Source organism: Variovorax paradoxus, assembly GCF_000834655.1.
GTDB classification, from domain to species: domain Bacteria; phylum Pseudomonadota; class Gammaproteobacteria; order Burkholderiales; family Burkholderiaceae_C; genus Variovorax; species Variovorax paradoxus_F.
The window spans coordinates 291,815-308,561 of sequence record NZ_JXQQ01000010.1; the positions used below are offsets into that span (position 1 = coordinate 291,815).

15 protein-coding genes are annotated in these 16,747 nt (G+C 62.9%); 4 read left to right on the forward strand and 11 right to left on the reverse strand.

Translation table 11 applies throughout. The features are described from left to right. Positions 1–13: 13 nt before the first annotated feature. The 10 genes from RT97_RS06025 to RT97_RS06070 all read right to left on the reverse strand — a co-directional run bounded on the left by RT97_RS06025 (position 14) and on the right by RT97_RS06070 (position 11,854). Positions 14–1,564, reverse strand: coding sequence for an indolepyruvate oxidoreductase subunit beta family protein (locus tag RT97_RS06025; protein WP_042577830.1), 1,551 nt, complete (start codon positions 1,562–1,564; stop codon positions 14–16). Beyond that, positions 1,554–3,740 (reverse strand): indolepyruvate ferredoxin oxidoreductase subunit alpha, encoded by a 2,187-nt coding sequence (locus tag RT97_RS06030; protein ID WP_042577831.1) that lies wholly within the window; start codon positions 3,738–3,740, stop codon positions 1,554–1,556. Before RT97_RS06030 ends, RT97_RS06025 begins: the two co-directional genes overlap by 11 nt. A 106-nt stretch (positions 3,741–3,846) precedes the next feature. After that, the gene (locus RT97_RS06035; protein ID WP_042577832.1) at positions 3,847–4,629 is read right to left on the reverse strand and encodes a cyclase family protein; all 783 of its coding nucleotides are present in this window, start codon (positions 4,627–4,629) and stop codon (positions 3,847–3,849) included. Between the two features lie 37 nt (positions 4,630–4,666). Next, positions 4,667–5,458, reverse strand: coding sequence for a cyclase family protein (locus RT97_RS06040; RefSeq protein WP_042577833.1), 792 nt, complete (start codon positions 5,456–5,458; stop codon positions 4,667–4,669). Beyond that, positions 5,458–6,729 (reverse strand): SDR family NAD(P)-dependent oxidoreductase, encoded by a 1,272-nt coding sequence (locus tag RT97_RS06045; protein WP_042577834.1) that lies wholly within the window; start codon positions 6,727–6,729, stop codon positions 5,458–5,460. The genes RT97_RS06040 and RT97_RS06045 overlap by 1 nt, the downstream gene beginning before the upstream one ends. After that, entirely contained in the window at positions 6,726–7,898 is a 1,173-nt protein-coding gene (locus tag RT97_RS06050; RefSeq protein WP_042577835.1) for a thiolase family protein, read from the reverse strand. The genes RT97_RS06045 and RT97_RS06050 overlap by 4 nt, the downstream gene beginning before the upstream one ends. Continuing rightward, the gene (locus RT97_RS06055) at positions 7,895–9,514 is read right to left on the reverse strand and encodes an AMP-binding protein (RefSeq protein WP_042577836.1); all 1,620 of its coding nucleotides are present in this window, start codon (positions 9,512–9,514) and stop codon (positions 7,895–7,897) included. Before RT97_RS06055 ends, RT97_RS06050 begins: the two co-directional genes overlap by 4 nt. 7 nt (positions 9,515–9,521) lie before the next feature. After that, positions 9,522–10,049, reverse strand: coding sequence for a 4-vinyl reductase (locus RT97_RS06060; protein ID WP_155403743.1), 528 nt, complete (start codon positions 10,047–10,049; stop codon positions 9,522–9,524). A gap of 7 nt (positions 10,050–10,056) precedes the next feature. Continuing rightward, positions 10,057–10,530 carry an aromatic-ring-hydroxylating dioxygenase subunit beta gene (locus RT97_RS06065; protein ID WP_042577837.1) on the reverse strand — a complete coding sequence of 158 codons (474 nt, stop codon included), beginning with the start codon at positions 10,528–10,530 and terminating at the stop codon, positions 10,057–10,059. 1 nt (position 10,531) lies between these two features. Then, positions 10,532–11,854 (reverse strand): aromatic ring-hydroxylating dioxygenase subunit alpha, encoded by a 1,323-nt coding sequence (locus tag RT97_RS06070; RefSeq protein ID WP_042577838.1) that lies wholly within the window; start codon positions 11,852–11,854, stop codon positions 10,532–10,534. A 199-nt stretch (positions 11,855–12,053) separates the two neighbouring features. Here RT97_RS06070 and RT97_RS06075 point away from each other — a divergent pair, with 199 nt between their 5' ends. The 3 genes from RT97_RS06075 (at position 12,054) to RT97_RS06085 (ending at position 15,205) form a co-directional block, all read left to right on the forward strand. After that, the gene (locus RT97_RS06075) at positions 12,054–12,731 is read left to right on the forward strand and encodes a GntR family transcriptional regulator (protein WP_042577839.1); all 678 of its coding nucleotides are present in this window, start codon (positions 12,054–12,056) and stop codon (positions 12,729–12,731) included. A 580-nt stretch (positions 12,732–13,311) separates the two neighbouring features. Next, positions 13,312–14,265 (forward strand): dihydrodipicolinate synthase family protein, encoded by a 954-nt coding sequence (locus tag RT97_RS06080; RefSeq protein WP_042577840.1) that lies wholly within the window; start codon positions 13,312–13,314, stop codon positions 14,263–14,265. A 136-nt stretch (positions 14,266–14,401) separates the two neighbouring features. After that, complete coding sequence (locus tag RT97_RS06085) at positions 14,402–15,205, forward strand: aspartate dehydrogenase (RefSeq protein WP_042577841.1); 804 nt, start codon at positions 14,402–14,404, stop codon at positions 15,203–15,205. 8 nt (positions 15,206–15,213) lie between these two features. On the opposite strand, the gene RT97_RS06090 is transcribed toward RT97_RS06085, so the two are convergent. Then, on the reverse strand, positions 15,214–16,131 hold the full coding sequence (locus tag RT97_RS06090; protein ID WP_042577842.1) for a LysR family transcriptional regulator: 918 nt from the start codon (positions 16,129–16,131) through the stop codon (positions 15,214–15,216). 12 nt (positions 16,132–16,143) lie between these two features. Between RT97_RS06090 and RT97_RS06095 the strand changes: the two genes are divergently transcribed. Then, the gene (locus tag RT97_RS06095; RefSeq protein ID WP_042577843.1) at positions 16,144–16,746 is read left to right on the forward strand and encodes a 3-hydroxyanthranilate 3,4-dioxygenase; all 603 of its coding nucleotides are present in this window, start codon (positions 16,144–16,146) and stop codon (positions 16,744–16,746) included. Position 16,747 lies beyond the last annotated feature (1 nt).

Genomic DNA, 16,747 nt, shown 5'->3' on the forward strand with positions numbered 1-16,747 from the left:
TCCTGCACCCCGGTCAAGCAAGAGAGCGTGCCTGCACTTGGCCAAAATCACGCGATGAGTCACCAGGGGCCATCGATTTCATCACTGCCTCCAATGCGGTGCCCCCCTCATCTGCCAGCGCTGCTTCGCGAAGCTGCTTGAGCCTGGATGCAGCATCCACGGCAGGCAGCTGCGCAATCACGGACATGATGGACTTGAAATTGCGCATGCCCCGGGCATGGGTGTCGCTGTAACCCTTGATGAGTCGCTGACATTGGGCGATCTCGCAAGCCAGGTCGTAGTCGTGGCTCGCCGCGCTCGCGATGCGTCCGAGCCAGTCGGAGATTTCGCTCATCTCGTGGCGGTAGCGCAGCGAGTACTTGCGAACTGCCTTGAATCGAGAGACGCCATACAGAACCAGGAACCCCACGAGGGACGAACTGCGAACGACTCGCCCATTCCTTGTCAACGGTCCAAGCAGCGAGTTCACGAGCCTGGAGCGCAAGACGAATCTTCCGAGGGCCGGGGGAAGCGTATCTGCAATTTCTTCGAGCCTTGGATGGAAGTACTCGTTGATGCGCACAACCTGACCCGGCGCCGCACCAATTTCCTGCCGAACCCGCTCGAACCTCGATTTGCGGATCTTCAGCTCCGCAACACGGGGAAGATCTTCGAAGCTCATCCAAAGCGCAAGATGGCGAGCCACGTCATTGGTCAGCCTGAACGAGCCATCACCTCGAGCCGCTTCAAGTCGATGCACTTCGTCCATCTTGTCGAGGTAGAGCTTGGCATAGTCTGTGGACTGATAGTCCGAAGTCTTCGCAATTCCGGCATGAAGCATGGCGTGCGTCGACGGTGAGTAGTTCCGCTCGATGCGCTGCGCGAGGCAGGCAAGTCGTGGGTCTACGCGAATCAGACCGGAGGGCCTCGCTTCGCCATCCTCGGAACGCGCATCGGTCCCGGCCAAGAATCCGGCGGCGAACGCCTTCAGGCTCGGGGCAACGCCCACGCCTCCTTCTCGAATGGCCTCCTCGCACATATCACGGGGCAGACCCGGAAGAGCCGCTGCCGCCAGCGCCCCGAAGAGGCTTGCACTGATGACGCTTCCTGCCTTCTCTGCAACGGCGGCAAAGTCTTGAAGTACGAGTTGACGCGACGCCCTCTCGCATTGAGCACGGAAGGCACTGGAGTCCATGCGGCCATCCCCCATGGCCATCTTCTCCTGGAGCGCGTAGACCCGGTGAGACGAGGCAATCAGCAGCGTGCGATCGGGCGTCACCAGGCCGCGCTGGACGGCGCGCGCTGCCTCCATGAGCTCAGATGCAATCACCACGTCCACGTCACCCGGCGTGGGCATCAGCGCGAAGATGGGTGTCTCCACAGTCCCGCGGATGAGCGGGAGAATTTCGACGTAGTAGATGGTCGCACCGGTACGCTGGGCTACACCGGGAACCGAGGTCGATTGCGCATGCAAACCTTGGCGCTCGGCCGTTTGGACGATCCAGTCCACAAGGACTCCGCCACCTTCACCCCCCATCGCCAGGATGGCAATCTTCAGCGGTCGCATAGCTGCTTCAGGCTGCATATCGAAACTCCTTGGCAGCCAGGCGCCGTTGCATCGGATGAATCACGGCATTGGCCAGCCTGTTCCTCCATCGCTCGAACCAACCTGCATTGCGCACGACTTCAATGCGGTAGAAGGACGGACACAGGACGGCTGCATGGGAAACTTCCCCGCAGTGTCCGCATGCGACGCAACTGGACTCGACGGTGGCCACGGGGTCCTGGCGCAGAGGATCGGGGTTGTCCTTGATGGTCAAGGAAGGGCACCCGGACAGCCGAATGCACGAGTGGTCTCCCGTGCATGTCTCCGCATCCACGCCAAACTTTTCCTGCACGACACGCGCCCCGGCTTTCAATCGATCTCGAACCTGAGGCTTTATGCGGCGTTGCTTGTTGAGCATGCACTCGGACTGCGCAACCACCACCTTCGGCCCTGAATCCGAAGACGTCAGCGCATCCGACAGGGCCCTCTTCATTGCCTTCAGATCGTAGGTGCGCGAAACGGTGCGAATCCATCTGACGCCTATCCCGCGGACCGCCTCGACAATGGGCAGCGACGCCGTCCGGGTCGGCCCGGCTCCTCGCGACGACAAGATATCCTGACCTCCAGTGGCCGCCGAGTAGCCGTTGTCGACCAGCACGATGACGCTGTTGCTCTGGTTGAAGACGGCATTGCCAACACCGGAAGTCAGGCCGTTGTGCCAGAAGCCCCCATCGCCCATGATGCTGACGCTGCGCCTTCCCGTCTGCCCGGTATTCAAGGCGGCTGCCCCTGCAGCGCCCAGGCCGTAACCCATGGAGGTCGCACCGATGTCAAACGGCGCAAGCGCAGCAAACTGATGGCAGCCGATGTCGGCGCTGATGTGGTGCTTGCCTGTCTCCTTCTCCACCATCTTCAATGCGGTGAAGACCGGCCGCTCGGGACAGCCGGTACAGAACGAAGGCGGTCTCGGCAGGACGGGGCCACCATCGTCGAGGGCGACGCCGGGCATGGAGGGAATAATCGGCGTGACCTTCGGCGCCAGCATCTGCCTGACCCCCTCGGGGATCCTTTCCTTCTCGAGCATCGACGGGACGTACTTCTGAAGAAAGCGTCGCAAGCCTTTGAGCATGACCAAGGTGGTGTACTCGCCGGCCTTAGGCAGCATGTCCTTGCCGTGCACGCGCGTCGTCATTTCCTGGCGATTCACGATGGTGTGCAAGGTCTGCTCGATGAATTCGGGTTGGCCTTCCTCGAGCATCAGAACGGCGTCCTTGCCTTCGAAGAATTCCTGCACTTCAAGGTCCACGACCGGATATACCACGTTCATTACGTAGATCGGAAGCGCGGTTCTTCCGTAGATATCTGCCAGCCCCAACAATTCCAAAGCACGCATCAATGAGTTGTAGAGCCCGCCCTGGACCACCAGGCCGACGTTGAGCTTGGCATCGCCGAAGATTTCGTTGAGCGCATGCTCCCTGATGAACGCCTGCGCCGCAGGCCAACGGTCCGAGATTTTTTCGTGTTCGTGCACGAAGGTCGCCGGAGCCAGGGCCATGCGATGGATGTCGCGCCGGGGCTCATCCAGGGCGTCCTTCACGGTGAAAGGCGGCCTCCGGTTCTCGGAGGCGATAAAGCGTCCATGGGAATGGCAAGCGCGCACACGCATGGTCAGCATGGCGGGCGTTCGACTGGCTTCGGACAGTTCGAACGCCTTCTCGACGGCACGCACCAGCGAAGCGTGGTTGGGCCGCGGATCGAGCAGCCACATCTGCGACTTCATGGCGAACGCATGTGAGCGCTCCTGGATGATGCTCGAGCCCTCTCCGTAGTCCTCGCCGAGGATGACCAAGACTCCGCCAGTCACGCCGCCCGAGGCGAGATTGGACAATGCGTCCGATGCGACATTGGTGCCCACGGTCGACTTGAACGTGATCGCACCGCGCAGAGGGTAGTGGACCGACGCGCCCAGCATGGCCGCTGCAGTGGCCTCACTGGCGCTGCTGTCGAAGTGGACCCCCAGGGCGTCGAGGGTCTCGCTCGCATCGGCCAAGACGTCCATCAGGTGGGACACGGGTGACCCCTGATAGCCCCCGACATACGCTACGCCGGATTGCAGCAAGGCCTTGGTCACGGCAAGAATGCCTTCGCCCTCGAACTCTGCGCCGGGCGCGATCTTGAGCTTCTCGACCTCGTGCTTGAAGGAACGTTCTGCCATGAAGATTCTCGTGGTTCTGAATGGAATGGATGGGAGAGGAGTGCGAAGCCCGCGGTCAATTGCGCGGAGACAGGGTGCGTGGGGAGCCGGGCAACAACGGACGCGCTCAAGCGGCCTCGGTGAGCGCGAGAACGCGCAACGGACTGCCGGAACCCTCGAGAATCTTCAGAGGTGCCGACAGGATCACCGCCCCGGTGGCTGGAAGCAGGTCCAGATTCGTGAGGCACTGGAGCCCATACTTTCCCGCTCCGTGCATGAGGGTGTGACACGGGTAGGCCAGAGGCCACCTGAAGGACTGGCCAGCGTCGGTGTTGATCGTCTCCACGCCGAAGCCATGCACGTCTCGCTCGCGTATGAGCCACTCGATGGCTTCTTGCGTGGGTCCGGGCGTGTGTGCACCGTCCTCGCGCGTGTTCAGGAAGCGGGCCGCATCATTGACACGCCTGGACCAATCGGTCCTGAACAGGACCCAGGCATGGGCCGGAATGCGGCCATGCCGATGCTCCCAATCCTCCAGGTACTCTCTCGTGAGGAGCCAGTCGCTGTCCTCGGCCACCTGCGCACTGCCATCGACGACCACGGCGGGCGTCAGAAAGTTCTCCGCCGCAATCGTGTCAACCGTGCTGGCGGCGTGCCCACGACCGGTGATCCAGTGGGCAGGCGCGTCGAAATGGGTGCCCGTGTGCTCACCGCAGCTGAAGTTGTTCCAATACCAATCGGGGCCTGCTTCGTCGTATTTCGAGATTCGATCGCGCTTGAAGCCCTGGACCTGGCCGAACTCGGGAGGCAACTGCAGCGAGGGGAAGTCCTCGCTCAAGGTCTGGGTCAGATCGACCACGCGGATCTTGCGCGATCGGATGGATTCGGTGAGCTGACGGAGTGTGTTCATGGGCAGTGGTTTCTGTTGTTGGATGACGCGCGAGGATTCACGGTTGCGTCTCCACAAGGGCAAGCACCCGCAAAGGGCTGCCGGAGCCTTTGAGAATCTTCAGCGGAGGCGTGAGGAGGAGCGAGCCGGCCGGTGGCAACAGATCCAGGTTGGTCAGGCACTGCAGGCCGAGCTTGCCGGCGCCGTGCATCAAGGAATGGCAGGGATAGGGAGGCTTCAAGTGGTAGCCCTGCCCGGCATCGGTACCGATCGCTTCCGAGCCGAAGCCGAGGACGCCTCTCTCCTCAACCAGGAACCGGACCGCGTCCGTGCCGGGGCCCGGCGTGTGCTGCCCCGTCTCGTCAAAGTTCTGGTAAGCGACAGCGTCTCTGCGCTTGCTCCAATCCGTACGCATCAGAAGCCAGGCGCCTGCAGGAATGCGACCGTGTCTGGACTCGAACGCCAGGATGTCATCAACACCGAGGAGATAGTCGGGGTCCTTGGCTGACGCGGCTGAGCAATCGATGACGCACGCCGGCGCGAGAAACTGTTGCACTTCCAGCGTGTCGACGGTGTTGTTCGGTCGGTGACGCCCCGAAATCCAGTGGGCCGGCGCGTCCAGATGAGTGCCGGTGTGCTCGCTGCACGAGAAGTTGTTCCAGTATTGGCCCGGACCCCGCTCGTCGTAATGCGAGATCTCCTCGATCCGGAAAGGCCATGCCTGGCCAAGTTCGGGCGGCAGGGCGATCGTCGGGAAATCCGGCGCCAAGGTTTGCGTGAGGTCGATCACGCGGACCGCGCGGGTCTGAAGCGCTTTCGCAAGCGCCTGGAGAAGGGTGCCGGTCGTCATCACAGGCCTCCCGTCACAAGCTCTCGCTCAAGCGCCTTGTGGTTGTCCCTCCAGCGCTCAAACCACTCCTGGGCAACGTCGCCCGGGTACAGGTCCTCCAACCCATCGGTCAGGGCCCGGACCGTCGCACCCGCCAAGGCGCCGGGCGACAGCTTGGGAGGCGGCACGTTCTGATTCCACTCGTCGTCGATGGGACCGGGAAAGATGTTCAGCACACGAATTCCGTGGGGCAGCATTTCGGCGCGCAGACATTGCGACAGCGACCAGGCGGCTGCCTTGGATGCCGAGAACGTACCCTGGGAAGGCAGGTTGGACAGGGCAAAGACGGACAGGAGATTCACCCATGCCACCGAGTGCCCGGACCCGTCTGCTGCGCGGCCCTTCAGCGCCGGGCCGAATGCCTGTGCCAGGCGAAGCAGTCCGAAGTAGTTCACTTCCATCTCGGCTCGGGCGACATCGGTGCCGGGCCTCGACGAGATGCCCTCGGTGCGGTGGACTTCGGCGTTGCTGACCACGATGTCGACCTTTCCTCCGAGCTCGCCACCCAGGGCGGCGACCGACCGCGCGTCGGTGAGGTCCAACGCCACGGGTTCCACGCCAGGAACATTCTTGAGCCTCGCGATCTCTTCCGGGCGCTTCCACGGCTCCGAGTAGCCGACCCAGACGGTCTCGGCACCTGCATTGAGCAGCGCACGCACGAGAGCCTGGCCCACAGGAGTCTTCCCATCCGTCACGAGAATCTTTCGCCCGCGAGGGGAGCATCCGGTTTCCATCTGGAGTTTGTCCTTCAAGTCAATGTTGAGTTCTTCCATCGGCTGTGCCACGAGCACCGCCTGTCCGGCCCGGTCGAGCCGCAGCAGAACCTGCACTCGCGTTCGCTCCGCGCCGCCAACGACGCCAGGCGGGCCAACGCTATCGGTCAGAAAGGCGATGACGGTCGGACCGGCGTCGAGGCGCACCACGCCGATTCGCCAAGGCAGTCTTTCGCGGAAGTACAGGTGGTTGCTGTGATGCAGCGTTGAAACGCTGAGCAGTTCGCCGCAGGGGCTCAGCTTGCGCCAGCTCAAGTCCGGGGACAGGCACGTCCCGCAGGCGTCGCGCGGCGGATACTGGACCGTCTCGCATGCCTCGCAGACTTGGAGCTCGAGGTGATCGCTGACGGCCGCAGCCCGGGTGAGGCCATGGGCCACGCGACCTCGTCCCGTGGGAGGGAGATTCATGCGCTGCGTACGCAGCACGGGATTCTTGCGAGGGAAGACCGGGGACGTCATTGCGCGCGCTCCAGGATGACGGCGCCGGTGCAGACACACCGATCGAAGTTGACGATGCCGAAGCCGCTCACAAGCCCCCAACGGGCGTCCCGCACTTGCCGCTCTCCGGCGACGCCCAGCAGCTGGCGAATCGTTTCGGTGAGCCCGAGAAAGCCGCCTGCCGCTCCGGCCTGTCCCGCGGACAGCTGACCGCCGCTCGTGTTGTGCGGGACCGTACCGTCGTGGGTGAAGGTGTTCTCTCTCACGAATGCCGGTCCGCCGCCCAAGTCGCACAGTCCCAGACCTTCGAACTGCATGAGCACGATGACTGGATAGTCGTCGTACGTGTGGACCACATCGATATGACCGGGCGAGATACCCGCCTGCGCATACAGCTCGTCCCGGTCCCGAAGCCAGCCACCGCGAATCATGACCGGATCTTCCACGTACGCGTTGTGGCGCTCGATGGCACCACGCAGTTTCACGTGTGGCAGCGAAAGCGCTTCGGCGCGCTCTTCGCGCATCACCAGGAACCCCTCCGCACCTGCACAGGGCATGACGCAATCCAGAAGATGGATGGGCTCTGCGATCGGGCGCGCCCGCATGTAGTCGTCCAGGCTCATGGGCTTGCGCAGCATCGCGTTGGGGTTGAGCGCAGCGTTCGCTCGCTGGCTCACGGCAATTCGACCGAAGTCGGTACGCGTCGCACCGAACTGACGCATGTAGTTGTCGGTGATCAGCGCGAACATCGAGTTCGGCCCTCCGGCACCGTACGGGTAGGTCGCGTCGCGAGCGAAGGAGCTGAAGTTGGCAAGCCCCTGGCGGAAAGACTCGACGTGATTGGTGTCCGCGCCAATGCACGCGATGATGTCGGCGTCTCCACACTGAACCGCGCGTGCGGCACGCCGAAGCGCCATGACGCCCGAAGCCCCCCCTGTGGGCACGTCATCCATCCAGCGTGGAGACAATCCGAGCTGCTGCGTGAGTCCCACCACCGTGTCCGGCCTCAGCAAGAAGCTGCTCAGGCTGATTCCATCGACCTGAGACTTGTCCAGGCTGGCCTCCTTGAGCAGACCTCGCAGGGCCTGGGCCGCGAACCACTGTGCATTGCGGATGCTGTATCGCTCGTAGGGCACCGTGAATGGCGCAACGAGCGCAACGCCCTCGTAGCCTGTGCGAACTGGAATCATGGCTGGCGCGTCTTCATCGATCGCGTGTCGACGCAGTTTGCAGTCCCAGGCAACTTCTCTGCCATCTGACGAAGTTCTCCACGCTGAATCTTCTGGGAACTGGTGACCGGCAGGGCATCCACGAAGGCCACATAGCCCGGCGCCTTGTAGTAGGCCAGTTGCTGGAGCGCGAGCTCGACAATGCTGCGTGCCACCTGCGCCTGCGTGTCCGACCTCACGGGCACCTCCGGGACAATGCATGCAATGACCTCGTCGCCTCGGACCAGGTCGGGAGTGGCGGCAACTGCAACCGTCTTGACGGCGGGGTGGCGAACCAGGACCCCTTCCACTTCGACGGCCGAGATGTTTTCTCCGCTGCGCCGGATCACATTTTTCTTTCGGTCAACAAAGTACAGGTTCCCGGTCGCTTCGCGGCGAACGATGTCGCCCGTGTGAAACCATCCATCCGCCCAGGCTTCTTCCGTGGCGGATTCATCCTTGAGATAGCCCGAGAAGAAGTGTCGACGAGGGTCTTCTCCCCGCGCTCGCACCAGCAGCTCGCCGGGCGTGCCGTCAGGGACGTCCCGCCCCTCGTCGTTCACCAGGCGCACCTCGACGTCTTTGCCTGGAGCGCCGAAGCAATTGACGCCGACTTCGCGTGGACCGGCATTGGCATGGATGGCGCCGCCCGCGCCGGTTTCCGTCATGGCCCATCCTTCCACCAGCGGCAAGCCGAAGCGTTCCTCGAAGCGGGCATGGTCCTGGCGCGCGACCCCTGCGCCGAACGCCCAGCGCAGCGAATGGGACCGATCCATGTCAGAAGGTTCGGCCCCCAGGAGCATGGCCGGCATGACGCCCAGGTAGTGGCAGATGGTGGCGCGCGTGGCGCGCACGGTTTTCCACCAGGTCCTGGGATGGAATCTGTCCAGCTGGATGAGGCAGCCACCGGAGGTGATCACGGCCATGGCGGTGAAGGCCATCGCGTTGACGTGGTTCATGGGCAGCGGCGTGACGATGCGCTCTTCGTGCGGACGCACGGGGCACCAGCCTCCCAGTGCCGTGTACCAGCTGCCGATATGCAGGAAGTAGTCGTTGGAAAGGCGGCAGCCTTTGGGACGCCCGGTCGTGCCGGAGGTGTAGAGCAGCGCGCACTCGCTTTGCAGGCCTGGCCGGCCGGACAAAGGCGCAGGGGCAGCCGGGCACGGAAACTCCGTCGACTTCGCCGTGATGACCTGCGTGCGGATGCCCACCGTCTCGGCCGCACTTTGCACCACGTCGAGCCTGCCTTCCAGGACGACCGCCAAAGCCAGCTGCGCATGCCCGATCAGATATTCGAGTTCGGCAGCGCGCATTTCAGCGCTGATGGGGACCACCGAGGTGCCCAATGCGTTGAGCGCGAGCCAATGAAAAAGATGGTCCGGCCGGTTCTCGAGCAGAAGACCGACGCGATGGCCGTGGCCATACCCGGCTTCGGCATAGGCCGCCTTCAGCGCGTTCACCCGCTCGCTTGCGTCGCGCCACGAGATGGTTTGCGCCTCAATGCCATAGTTGGCTGCGGTGACTTCTTCAACGCAAAGGAAGTCGGCATTCCCGCGGTGCGAAGCGCTCGCGCAGAATCGGTCGTAGACAGTGCTCATCGAATGCTCAGGTTGATGGTTGACGGGTCGCTTCGAATGTGCAGACGTTCTCTTCCGGGCTGGAAGAACGCGCTCCGCACGCAGAACAGTGGACCTCGGTGGCGAGGACAGGCTCTTGCCAGATGTGACTGCAGGCAGCCGAGAACATGCCGACGATCGCCGCGCATGCCTCGCCCCGCACCCGGCGCGCTCGCGCAAAAGGGCTGTTGACGACGCGCAGTCGGCAGGTGGTGCCGTCGAGTTCGATATGCCATCGCCCCCAACCCAGCGATGCGGCACCAGCGGCGACGCTGGCCAGCAGGGCTGCGGGATCGGAGTCCGCGCGGTTGTCGTAGGCGCGAACGCTCGCGCTGCCGTAGCGGTTCACCGAATCGCGCAATGCAGCCAGAGCGTCCTCGGCCGCGCCTTCGGACAGGCCTTCAAAGAGGCCCATAAGCACGTCCGCGCGCAGCAGGACATATCGACGGTCGGCATCCAGTACCTGCCCGTTGTCGACGTCGAATCGCAGTCGGTCGTGAAGCGCCAATGTGGTCATCCTGGCCTCACGGAAAGAGCTGAATCATCGGAAGGCGGCTGGCCGCGTTGACCAGGTTGACCCGCTTGAGTTCAATGCGCCATTGACCATCGAGCCGAACGAGCCTGTGAACGTAGTGGCCGTGCAGCACGACGACGTCATCCTGTCGACATTCCGAGTAGTTGAATGCGGTTCGAAAAACGAGCGTGTCCACGTCGGTGATCTGTTCGCCGAGCATGGGCTGCTGCAGCACGTGCTGCATGGAGCTGGGCGGCTGCTGCGAATGCGCCCGGCCGGATGCAAGTCGCTCGATGCGCAAGCGAAGCAGGTTCATGTCCTCGTCCGCGATCGACAGCTGCGAATCACCTTCGGCCTGGGACTTGCTCAGGGGAACCCAGTAGCGCCCACTGGGCGAGAACAACTTCAACCACTCCTCATAGCGGCCTTCGTCGAGCAGTAAGGCCTCCCGATAGATCAGCTCGACACACTCTGGCACCGACATCTCATGCCTCCTTCATGTTCAGGGTCATGAACTTGGCCCAGGCGCGGTACTGATTGCGCATCAGCAGTTCGCTGGTGCCGCTGGTCTCGGCCGTCTGTTGTTTGGCCTCATCGGGCGTGTGTTCGCGATGCAGGCTCACCCACGGGTTGGGCCCTGATCGCAAACCCTTCTGTTGAGACTCGAACAGATGGAGATCGTCGTGCGCCACGACCGACATCGGCGAGAAGACCAGCCGGCTGTACGTCAGTGCGCGATCCAGCAGGAGGTCCGGCCCGCCGACCGTGCGGAAGTTCCAGGCTTCGACGACGGTCCTGTCGACGGCGACGGGCCGGATGACCCTTATGGTCTGGGGAGAGCCCTTGATGGCGAGGCTGGGATAGAGGACGGTGTTCTGAGGGGACTGTTCGAGCACCTGTTTCGCGCGCGCCTCCCCGTGCGCCGCCTGCAGGTCCTGAACATACTGCCCGAGGTTTCCGTATCCCGAGTGCACGCTGAAGCGAGTGCCGGAGATGCTGTGGCCATTTGGAAAGACCCTGCCGCCCATTCCTTCGAAGAACTCGTACCGCTCGCCGAACGGAAGGATCTGCTCGAAAGCCAGAGGCATGGGCTCCGACCCGCGGTCGCGTGCGACCGCTTGCGCTGCCCGCACCGCGGACTCGTGCGTCGAGGCCGGATGCACCGAGTCGTTGACGTTTTCAAGATAGAGCTTCCAGTTGCAGTGAACGACGCTACGCAAAACGCCTCCGGCGATCTCCAGCCGGCCGACAGGAGAGCGGTCGACCATCAGGTCGATGGTGGGCAATACATCGCCGAAGTAGGCGTCAAACGCTGGGCCGTCAGCGTTCAGCCGCGCGAAGATGAAGTCACGGTAGACATGCAGGTCAGCGACCGGCGACAGCCCGCGGCCGGACTCGCAGGCCATGAGCCCGGTGTTCTCGTAGCCCGACCGGAGCGGATAAGCCGCCAGGGCTCCGTCGAGCCGGTACGACCACGCATGGTAGGGACAGCGCAGGAAGCGCCCGGTGAGCCGACCGGACTCGACGGTGAGCAGTTGCGCCCCCTTGTGGGCGCAACGATTGTGCAGCGCACGGATCTCGCCCTTGTCATCGCGCAGCACGATCAAGGACTGCCCCGCAACCTCGACGGTAAAGAAGTCCCCGGAATCGGCGATTTGACTGGCGTGCCCCAGGAAGGACCAGGTGTTGCCGAACAACTCTCGCTGCTCCAGCGCGAAGAGTTCTTCGCTCAGATAAAGGTCCTTGTGGACCTTGTCGCTCTGTACGAGCGAGGCTATCCGAGCTGAACCAAATTGCTCCAAAGTCATGGCAATATCATTTAGTGAGATTTGCAGTATACCGAACCTCAGCTAAATTACAACCATTTTTCTCGCTCTCCAGTGAAACCCTGAGTGAGCTAGGTTTCTATCTCAGCGAAGTTCATTACTTAGGTATACTGAACCTTCGGTTGCTCAAACACTTTTCACGGCGCGCCTTAAGCTCGCGGCTTCGCACACCATCGCTCCCATGCAAGTCAGAGAAGAAAACACCGCCATTGCTCAGCCCAGCTTGAGCACAGCAGCCTATGACTACCTTCTCGCGCGCCTGCGCAGTGGAATTCCGGGAGCCAGTGAGCGGCTCGTAGAAGCCGACATCGCCAATCATTTGGGCGTGTCGCGGGTGCCGGTGCGCCAGGCGCTGCTTCAACTTGTGGCCGAGGGCTATCTGGTGAGCACGCCGCGCGGCTACAAAGTGCCGACCCTGACACCGCAGGACGTCGACGATGTCTTCGAGCTGCGGCTTCTCCTCGAGCCGCGGGCCGCCGCCCTGGCCGCGCGCGACGTCACCCCCACTCAGCTTCACCAGGTGGACCTTGCCACCGCCGAAGCCCAGCGGGCGCACGAGATGAACGACGCGATCGGTGCATTCGGCGCCGGCCGCCTGTTTCGCGACGCCTGGCTTGCCGCGGTCCGCAATACCCGTCTGGCTTCGGGTATAGCACGCTATGCAGATCAGGTGGCGCTGGTGCGACGCATGACGCTTGGCGATCCCCAGCGGCGACTGGCGGTGATCGCCGGCTACCGGGAACTGCGCGACGCCTTTGCGCGCAAAGACAGCGTTGCCGCCCACGACGCCATGCTTCGAATGGTCATCGCCGCCCAACGGGACTTCGCAGCAACGGTCCGAAACCCGGTCCAGTCCTAGGCGACCGGGGAACTGCCCGGCGCAACACGCGCCGGAGGTGTCCCGATCCATTTGCGGGCCAAAGGTCCGATGCCCAAGTTGCGCAGGCCTTGGGTGCACCGCCCAACCGATGCGCGCTCTGGTAAGGCCCCAACGGGGCTTCGCCGCTCGTTTCGTATCTGAGCCGACCTGATCCGTGCGCGAAGTGCATCCCCTGCGTTGTCCCGAAGCAGGCGGGGACATGTCCGAGGTCCTGTGCACGCAAACCAGCACCGTGATTCAGAGAGTCGCTTTCTGAGTGGTTCGAAATTTCCCGTTTGTTGCCGGTCGCCAAGCCGTCTGTAATTCAGTGCATGGCCGAACCTCACCGCATCCAACACCTCGCAAGCCGTGGCCGGGCGATGCCTGGCGATCGATCGGCCACGCAGCACGGGCGAGGGTCGTCCGCGGGCATGCCTGCCGCTGCCGCCACGACGATGAAGCGTCACTCGTGCGTGAAGAACCGAGCACTCCCCTGCCCATCGCAGGATCTTCCCATCCAACGCAGACAGGCTGAGGCGCGCCTTGCGCTTTCAGCACGCTGAACCAGCAGAAAGAACAAATGAAGTACACGAAGGACAACGCCCAGCAATACGCGAAGGAGCACTTCACAGGCGTGTGGGCTGCAAGCACGACACCTTACCGAGCCGATCTTTCCTTCGACGAGCAGGGGTTTGCACGAAACGTCGACCATTGGATCGGAGCGTTGAAGGTAGCGGGCCTGTTTGTCACCGGGAAGCAGGGCGAATTTTTCTCGATGTCGGTGCACGAGAGAAAGCGCAGCTTCGAGATCGCTGCACAGGTTTGCCAAGGGCGCGCGCACACCGTGATGTCCTGTTCCGACACCAATCTCGATGTGGTGATCGATCTTGCCCGGCACGCGGAAAAAGTCGGCGCGGACTGGATCGTCGTGCACAGTCCGGTGCTTCATTTCGCGAATGACGTGGAAGCGACTGTCTATGAGTACTACCGGCACTTGAGCGAGACGCTGGACATCGGCATCGCCATGTGGAATCACCCGGATTGCGGGTACATCATGTCGCCCCAGCTTTGCGCGAGGATCGCCGAGCTCCCCAACATCGTCGCCATCAAGTACAGCGTCTCGCGCGAGCTCTACACGGAACTGACCCAGCTGGTGGGCGACCGCATCCAGGTCAGCACTGCCTCCGAAGAGGAATGGCTGGACAACATCATCCAGCTCGGATGGCGCCTCTATCTGTGCTCCACCCCGCCGCTGCTTCTTCAAACGGCCAAGGACCAGCGCATTCACGAATACACCAAGCTCGCGTTCGAGGGGCGCTATGCCGAAGCGCGTGCTGTCCGCGATAGCCTGGAGCCTGCGCGCCAGGCCTTCCGCAAGAGCCGTCCCGCCGGAACGCCGCAGGCGCACACCAAGTACTGGCAGGAGTTGCTTGGTCAGGTCGGCGGTCCGGTTCGCCGTCCTCTGCTCGCACTTACCGAACAACAGCGGGCATGGAGCCGTCAGATGTTCGCCGAAAGTGGCCTGTCTCGATGAGCCGGCCATGTCCCGTCACGTATCCGCATCCGGAGTGCTGGCGTCCAAGACGAGTGGGCACTGTCGCCCCTGCTCGGGAGACTCCTGCAGCCAATGCTCAAGCGACGGCATGGGCCAGACGGGCTGAAGAGAAACGATGAAGCAAGCACGCCGAACTCTCCGTCGCATTGCACTCATTGGCTTCGGTGCATTGGGCCAAGTCATTGCAGGCGAGCTGCAAGCCGGCCATTTGCCGGGCGTCGAATTTCTCGGGGCCCTGGTGACGGGCACCGTGCCCCATCCCGGCCTGCGCTCTTCGTGGAGTCGCCTCGAGGATCTGCTTGCCGCCGGCCCCGATCTGGTTGTGGAGGTGGCGGGCCAGACGGCCCTTGAAAGCCACGCGCCCGGTTGCCTTCAGGCGGGCTGCGACGTCGTTGCAGCCTCAGTGGGCGCGCTCATGGACGCCTCGCTGCGCGCCCGGCTATGGGATTGCGCGCGTCAAGGGGAAAGCCGGTTGCTGATCCCCTCCGGGGCGCTCGGCGGGCTCGATTATTTGCGCGCCGCACGTCGCCTCGGTCCTGTCCACGTCAACTACCGCGGGTGCAAACCTGTGGCCGCCTGGCGCGGTACGGCGGCGGAAAGCATGATCGACCTGTCCACCATCAGCAAGAGCACCGTGTTCTTTCGTGGGGGCGCCGAGGAGGCGGCAGCGCGCTTCCCGCAGAACGCCAATGTTGTCGCAGCGCTCGCCCTGGCGGTCGGGGACCCGTCTGCGGTGACCGTCGAACTGGTGGCGGATCCAGGTGCCCGCACCAATCGTCACGAGCTCACCGCGCAAGGCGTTGCAGGAACGATCCGCCTTTCCGTCGAAAACAGCCCGCTGCCAACCAATCCGAAATCGTCTCGAGTCACCGCCTTCAGCATCTTGGATGCAGTCGCCTCGCATTGGGGCGAGCCATGATCCTCCACTCATCGCCCCTCCTGCCTGCGCGCGAATTCCAGCAGGTGCTCGGCCATAGCCTGTGTCGCGGCAGAAGGCGTTCTTCGCTTGAGCGTTGCAAGGCTGACGTGCCGTTGCACCGTCGGCGACGTCAACGGAACCGCCCGAACTCCCGCCGCCTCGCCGAAGCGCACGGAGTACGCCGGCAGCACGGCGATGCCCATGCCCGCGGCAACCATGGCCACCGCGGTGGCCACATGATTGACTTCCTGCGAAGGACTGATCGTTGCGCCGATCGACTCCATGGTCTGATCCATGATCGCCCGCAACCCGCTTCCTTTGCACATCGCAATGACGGGTTCGGAAAGCAGGTCGCTCCATGTTGCCTCCAGTGCATCGCCGAGCCGGTGTTCACGCCGGCAGACCAGGACCATCACGTCCGTCAGGACCACAGTCGAGGCGAGTTCCGGATGGCCTCCATCCAGCGTCGCAATGAGCAGATCGACGTCTCCCTGCTCCAGACTCTGCATCAGCTTCGCCGAAGCGTCATCGACGACCCGAACGGTGATTTCCGGGTACCGCTGAGCAAAGGCCTGGACGGCTACGGGAAGGAAGGTCGACGCCAGAAGCGGCGTCGCGCCGATGCGAACACGCCCCCGTCGAATGACGCGGACGTCGCGCAGGTCGGACGTCATCCGGTCCAGATCGTTGAGCAGCTGCTCGAGGGAATCCAACAATTCCTCTCCCGCATCCGTGAGTTCCAAGCGCCGCGTTGTCCGGTCCAGCAATCGCAGATCGAGTTCCGACTCAAGGTTGCGTATCAGGGACGAGAGTGCCGACTGCGTGATGAACAGTTGATCTGCAGCGCGCGTAAAGCTGCCCGCCCGAGCCACCGCGACGAAGGCCCTCATTTGCTTCAATGAGATATTTCTATTTTCCTTTTTCATGACGAGCTAAACATGAACCTGAAGTACGGTGGACCCATCAATTTTGACAACTGGCTGGCCGAGAACGCCGCGAGTCTCGTGCCGCCTGTCGGCAACAAGCAGATCTGGGCCGATTCGGATCTGATATGTACGGTCGTAGGTGGTCCCAATCAGCGTTCGGACTTTCACGATGACCCGTTCGAGGAATACTTTCATCAATTTCGCGGAACGGCACATCTTCTCCTGTTGGATCGGGGAAAGTTTGAACGGGTGAGCCTCAAGGAGGGCGACACCTTCTTGTTGCCTGCGCATGTGCGGCACTCTCCGCAGCGGCCCGAGTCTGGCAGCCTGTGCACAGTGATCGAGCGATCGCGCCCGATGGGCGTGAAGGATGGATTTGAATGGGCCTGCGCCGTATGCGGCTCGCTCGTCATCCGAAAGGAACTTCAGCTGCAGAGCATTGTGAGCGATCTGCCCAAGGTTTTCGCACAGTTCTACGAAACCAGCGACGTCGAGCGCACCTGCAAGGAGTGCGGAACCGTTCATCCCGCCAGGGACTGGCGCAGGTGGCATGCCGATCTGAGCGCTCACCATGCCGACGCGGCCGTGCCAACGACGCCATCGGATCCTCGTTGAA

Bases quoted from the DNA above. Each gene is read 5' to 3' on its own strand.
- RT97_RS06025 (WP_042577830.1), bottom strand. From the start codon at position 1,564: ATGCAGCCTGAAGCAGCTATGCGACCGCTGAAGATTGCCATCCTGGCG.
- RT97_RS06030 (WP_042577831.1), bottom strand. From the start codon at position 3,740: ATGGCAGAACGTTCCTTCAAGCACGAGGTCGAGAAGCTCAAGATCGCG.
- RT97_RS06035 (WP_042577832.1), bottom strand. From the start codon at position 4,629: ATGAACACACTCCGTCAGCTCACCGAATCCATCCGATCGCGCAAGATC.
- RT97_RS06040 (WP_042577833.1), bottom strand. From the start codon at position 5,458: ATGACGACCGGCACCCTTCTCCAGGCGCTTGCGAAAGCGCTTCAGACC.
- RT97_RS06045 (WP_042577834.1), bottom strand. From the start codon at position 6,729: ATGACGTCCCCGGTCTTCCCTCGCAAGAATCCCGTGCTGCGTACGCAG.
- RT97_RS06050 (WP_042577835.1), bottom strand. From the start codon at position 7,898: ATGATTCCAGTTCGCACAGGCTACGAGGGCGTTGCGCTCGTTGCGCCA.
- RT97_RS06055 (WP_042577836.1), bottom strand. From the start codon at position 9,514: ATGAGCACTGTCTACGACCGATTCTGCGCGAGCGCTTCGCACCGCGGG.
- RT97_RS06060 (WP_155403743.1), bottom strand. From the start codon at position 10,049: ATGACCACATTGGCGCTTCACGACCGACTGCGATTCGACGTCGACAAC.
- RT97_RS06065 (WP_042577837.1), bottom strand. From the start codon at position 10,530: ATGTCGGTGCCAGAGTGTGTCGAGCTGATCTATCGGGAGGCCTTACTG.
- RT97_RS06070 (WP_042577838.1), bottom strand. From the start codon at position 11,854: ATGACTTTGGAGCAATTTGGTTCAGCTCGGATAGCCTCGCTCGTACAG.
- RT97_RS06075 (WP_042577839.1), top strand. From the start codon at position 12,054: ATGCAAGTCAGAGAAGAAAACACCGCCATTGCTCAGCCCAGCTTGAGC.
- RT97_RS06080 (WP_042577840.1), top strand. From the start codon at position 13,312: ATGAAGTACACGAAGGACAACGCCCAGCAATACGCGAAGGAGCACTTC.
- RT97_RS06085 (WP_042577841.1), top strand. From the start codon at position 14,402: ATGAAGCAAGCACGCCGAACTCTCCGTCGCATTGCACTCATTGGCTTC.
- RT97_RS06090 (WP_042577842.1), bottom strand. From the start codon at position 16,131: ATGAAAAAGGAAAATAGAAATATCTCATTGAAGCAAATGAGGGCCTTC.
- RT97_RS06095 (WP_042577843.1), top strand. From the start codon at position 16,144: ATGAACCTGAAGTACGGTGGACCCATCAATTTTGACAACTGGCTGGCC.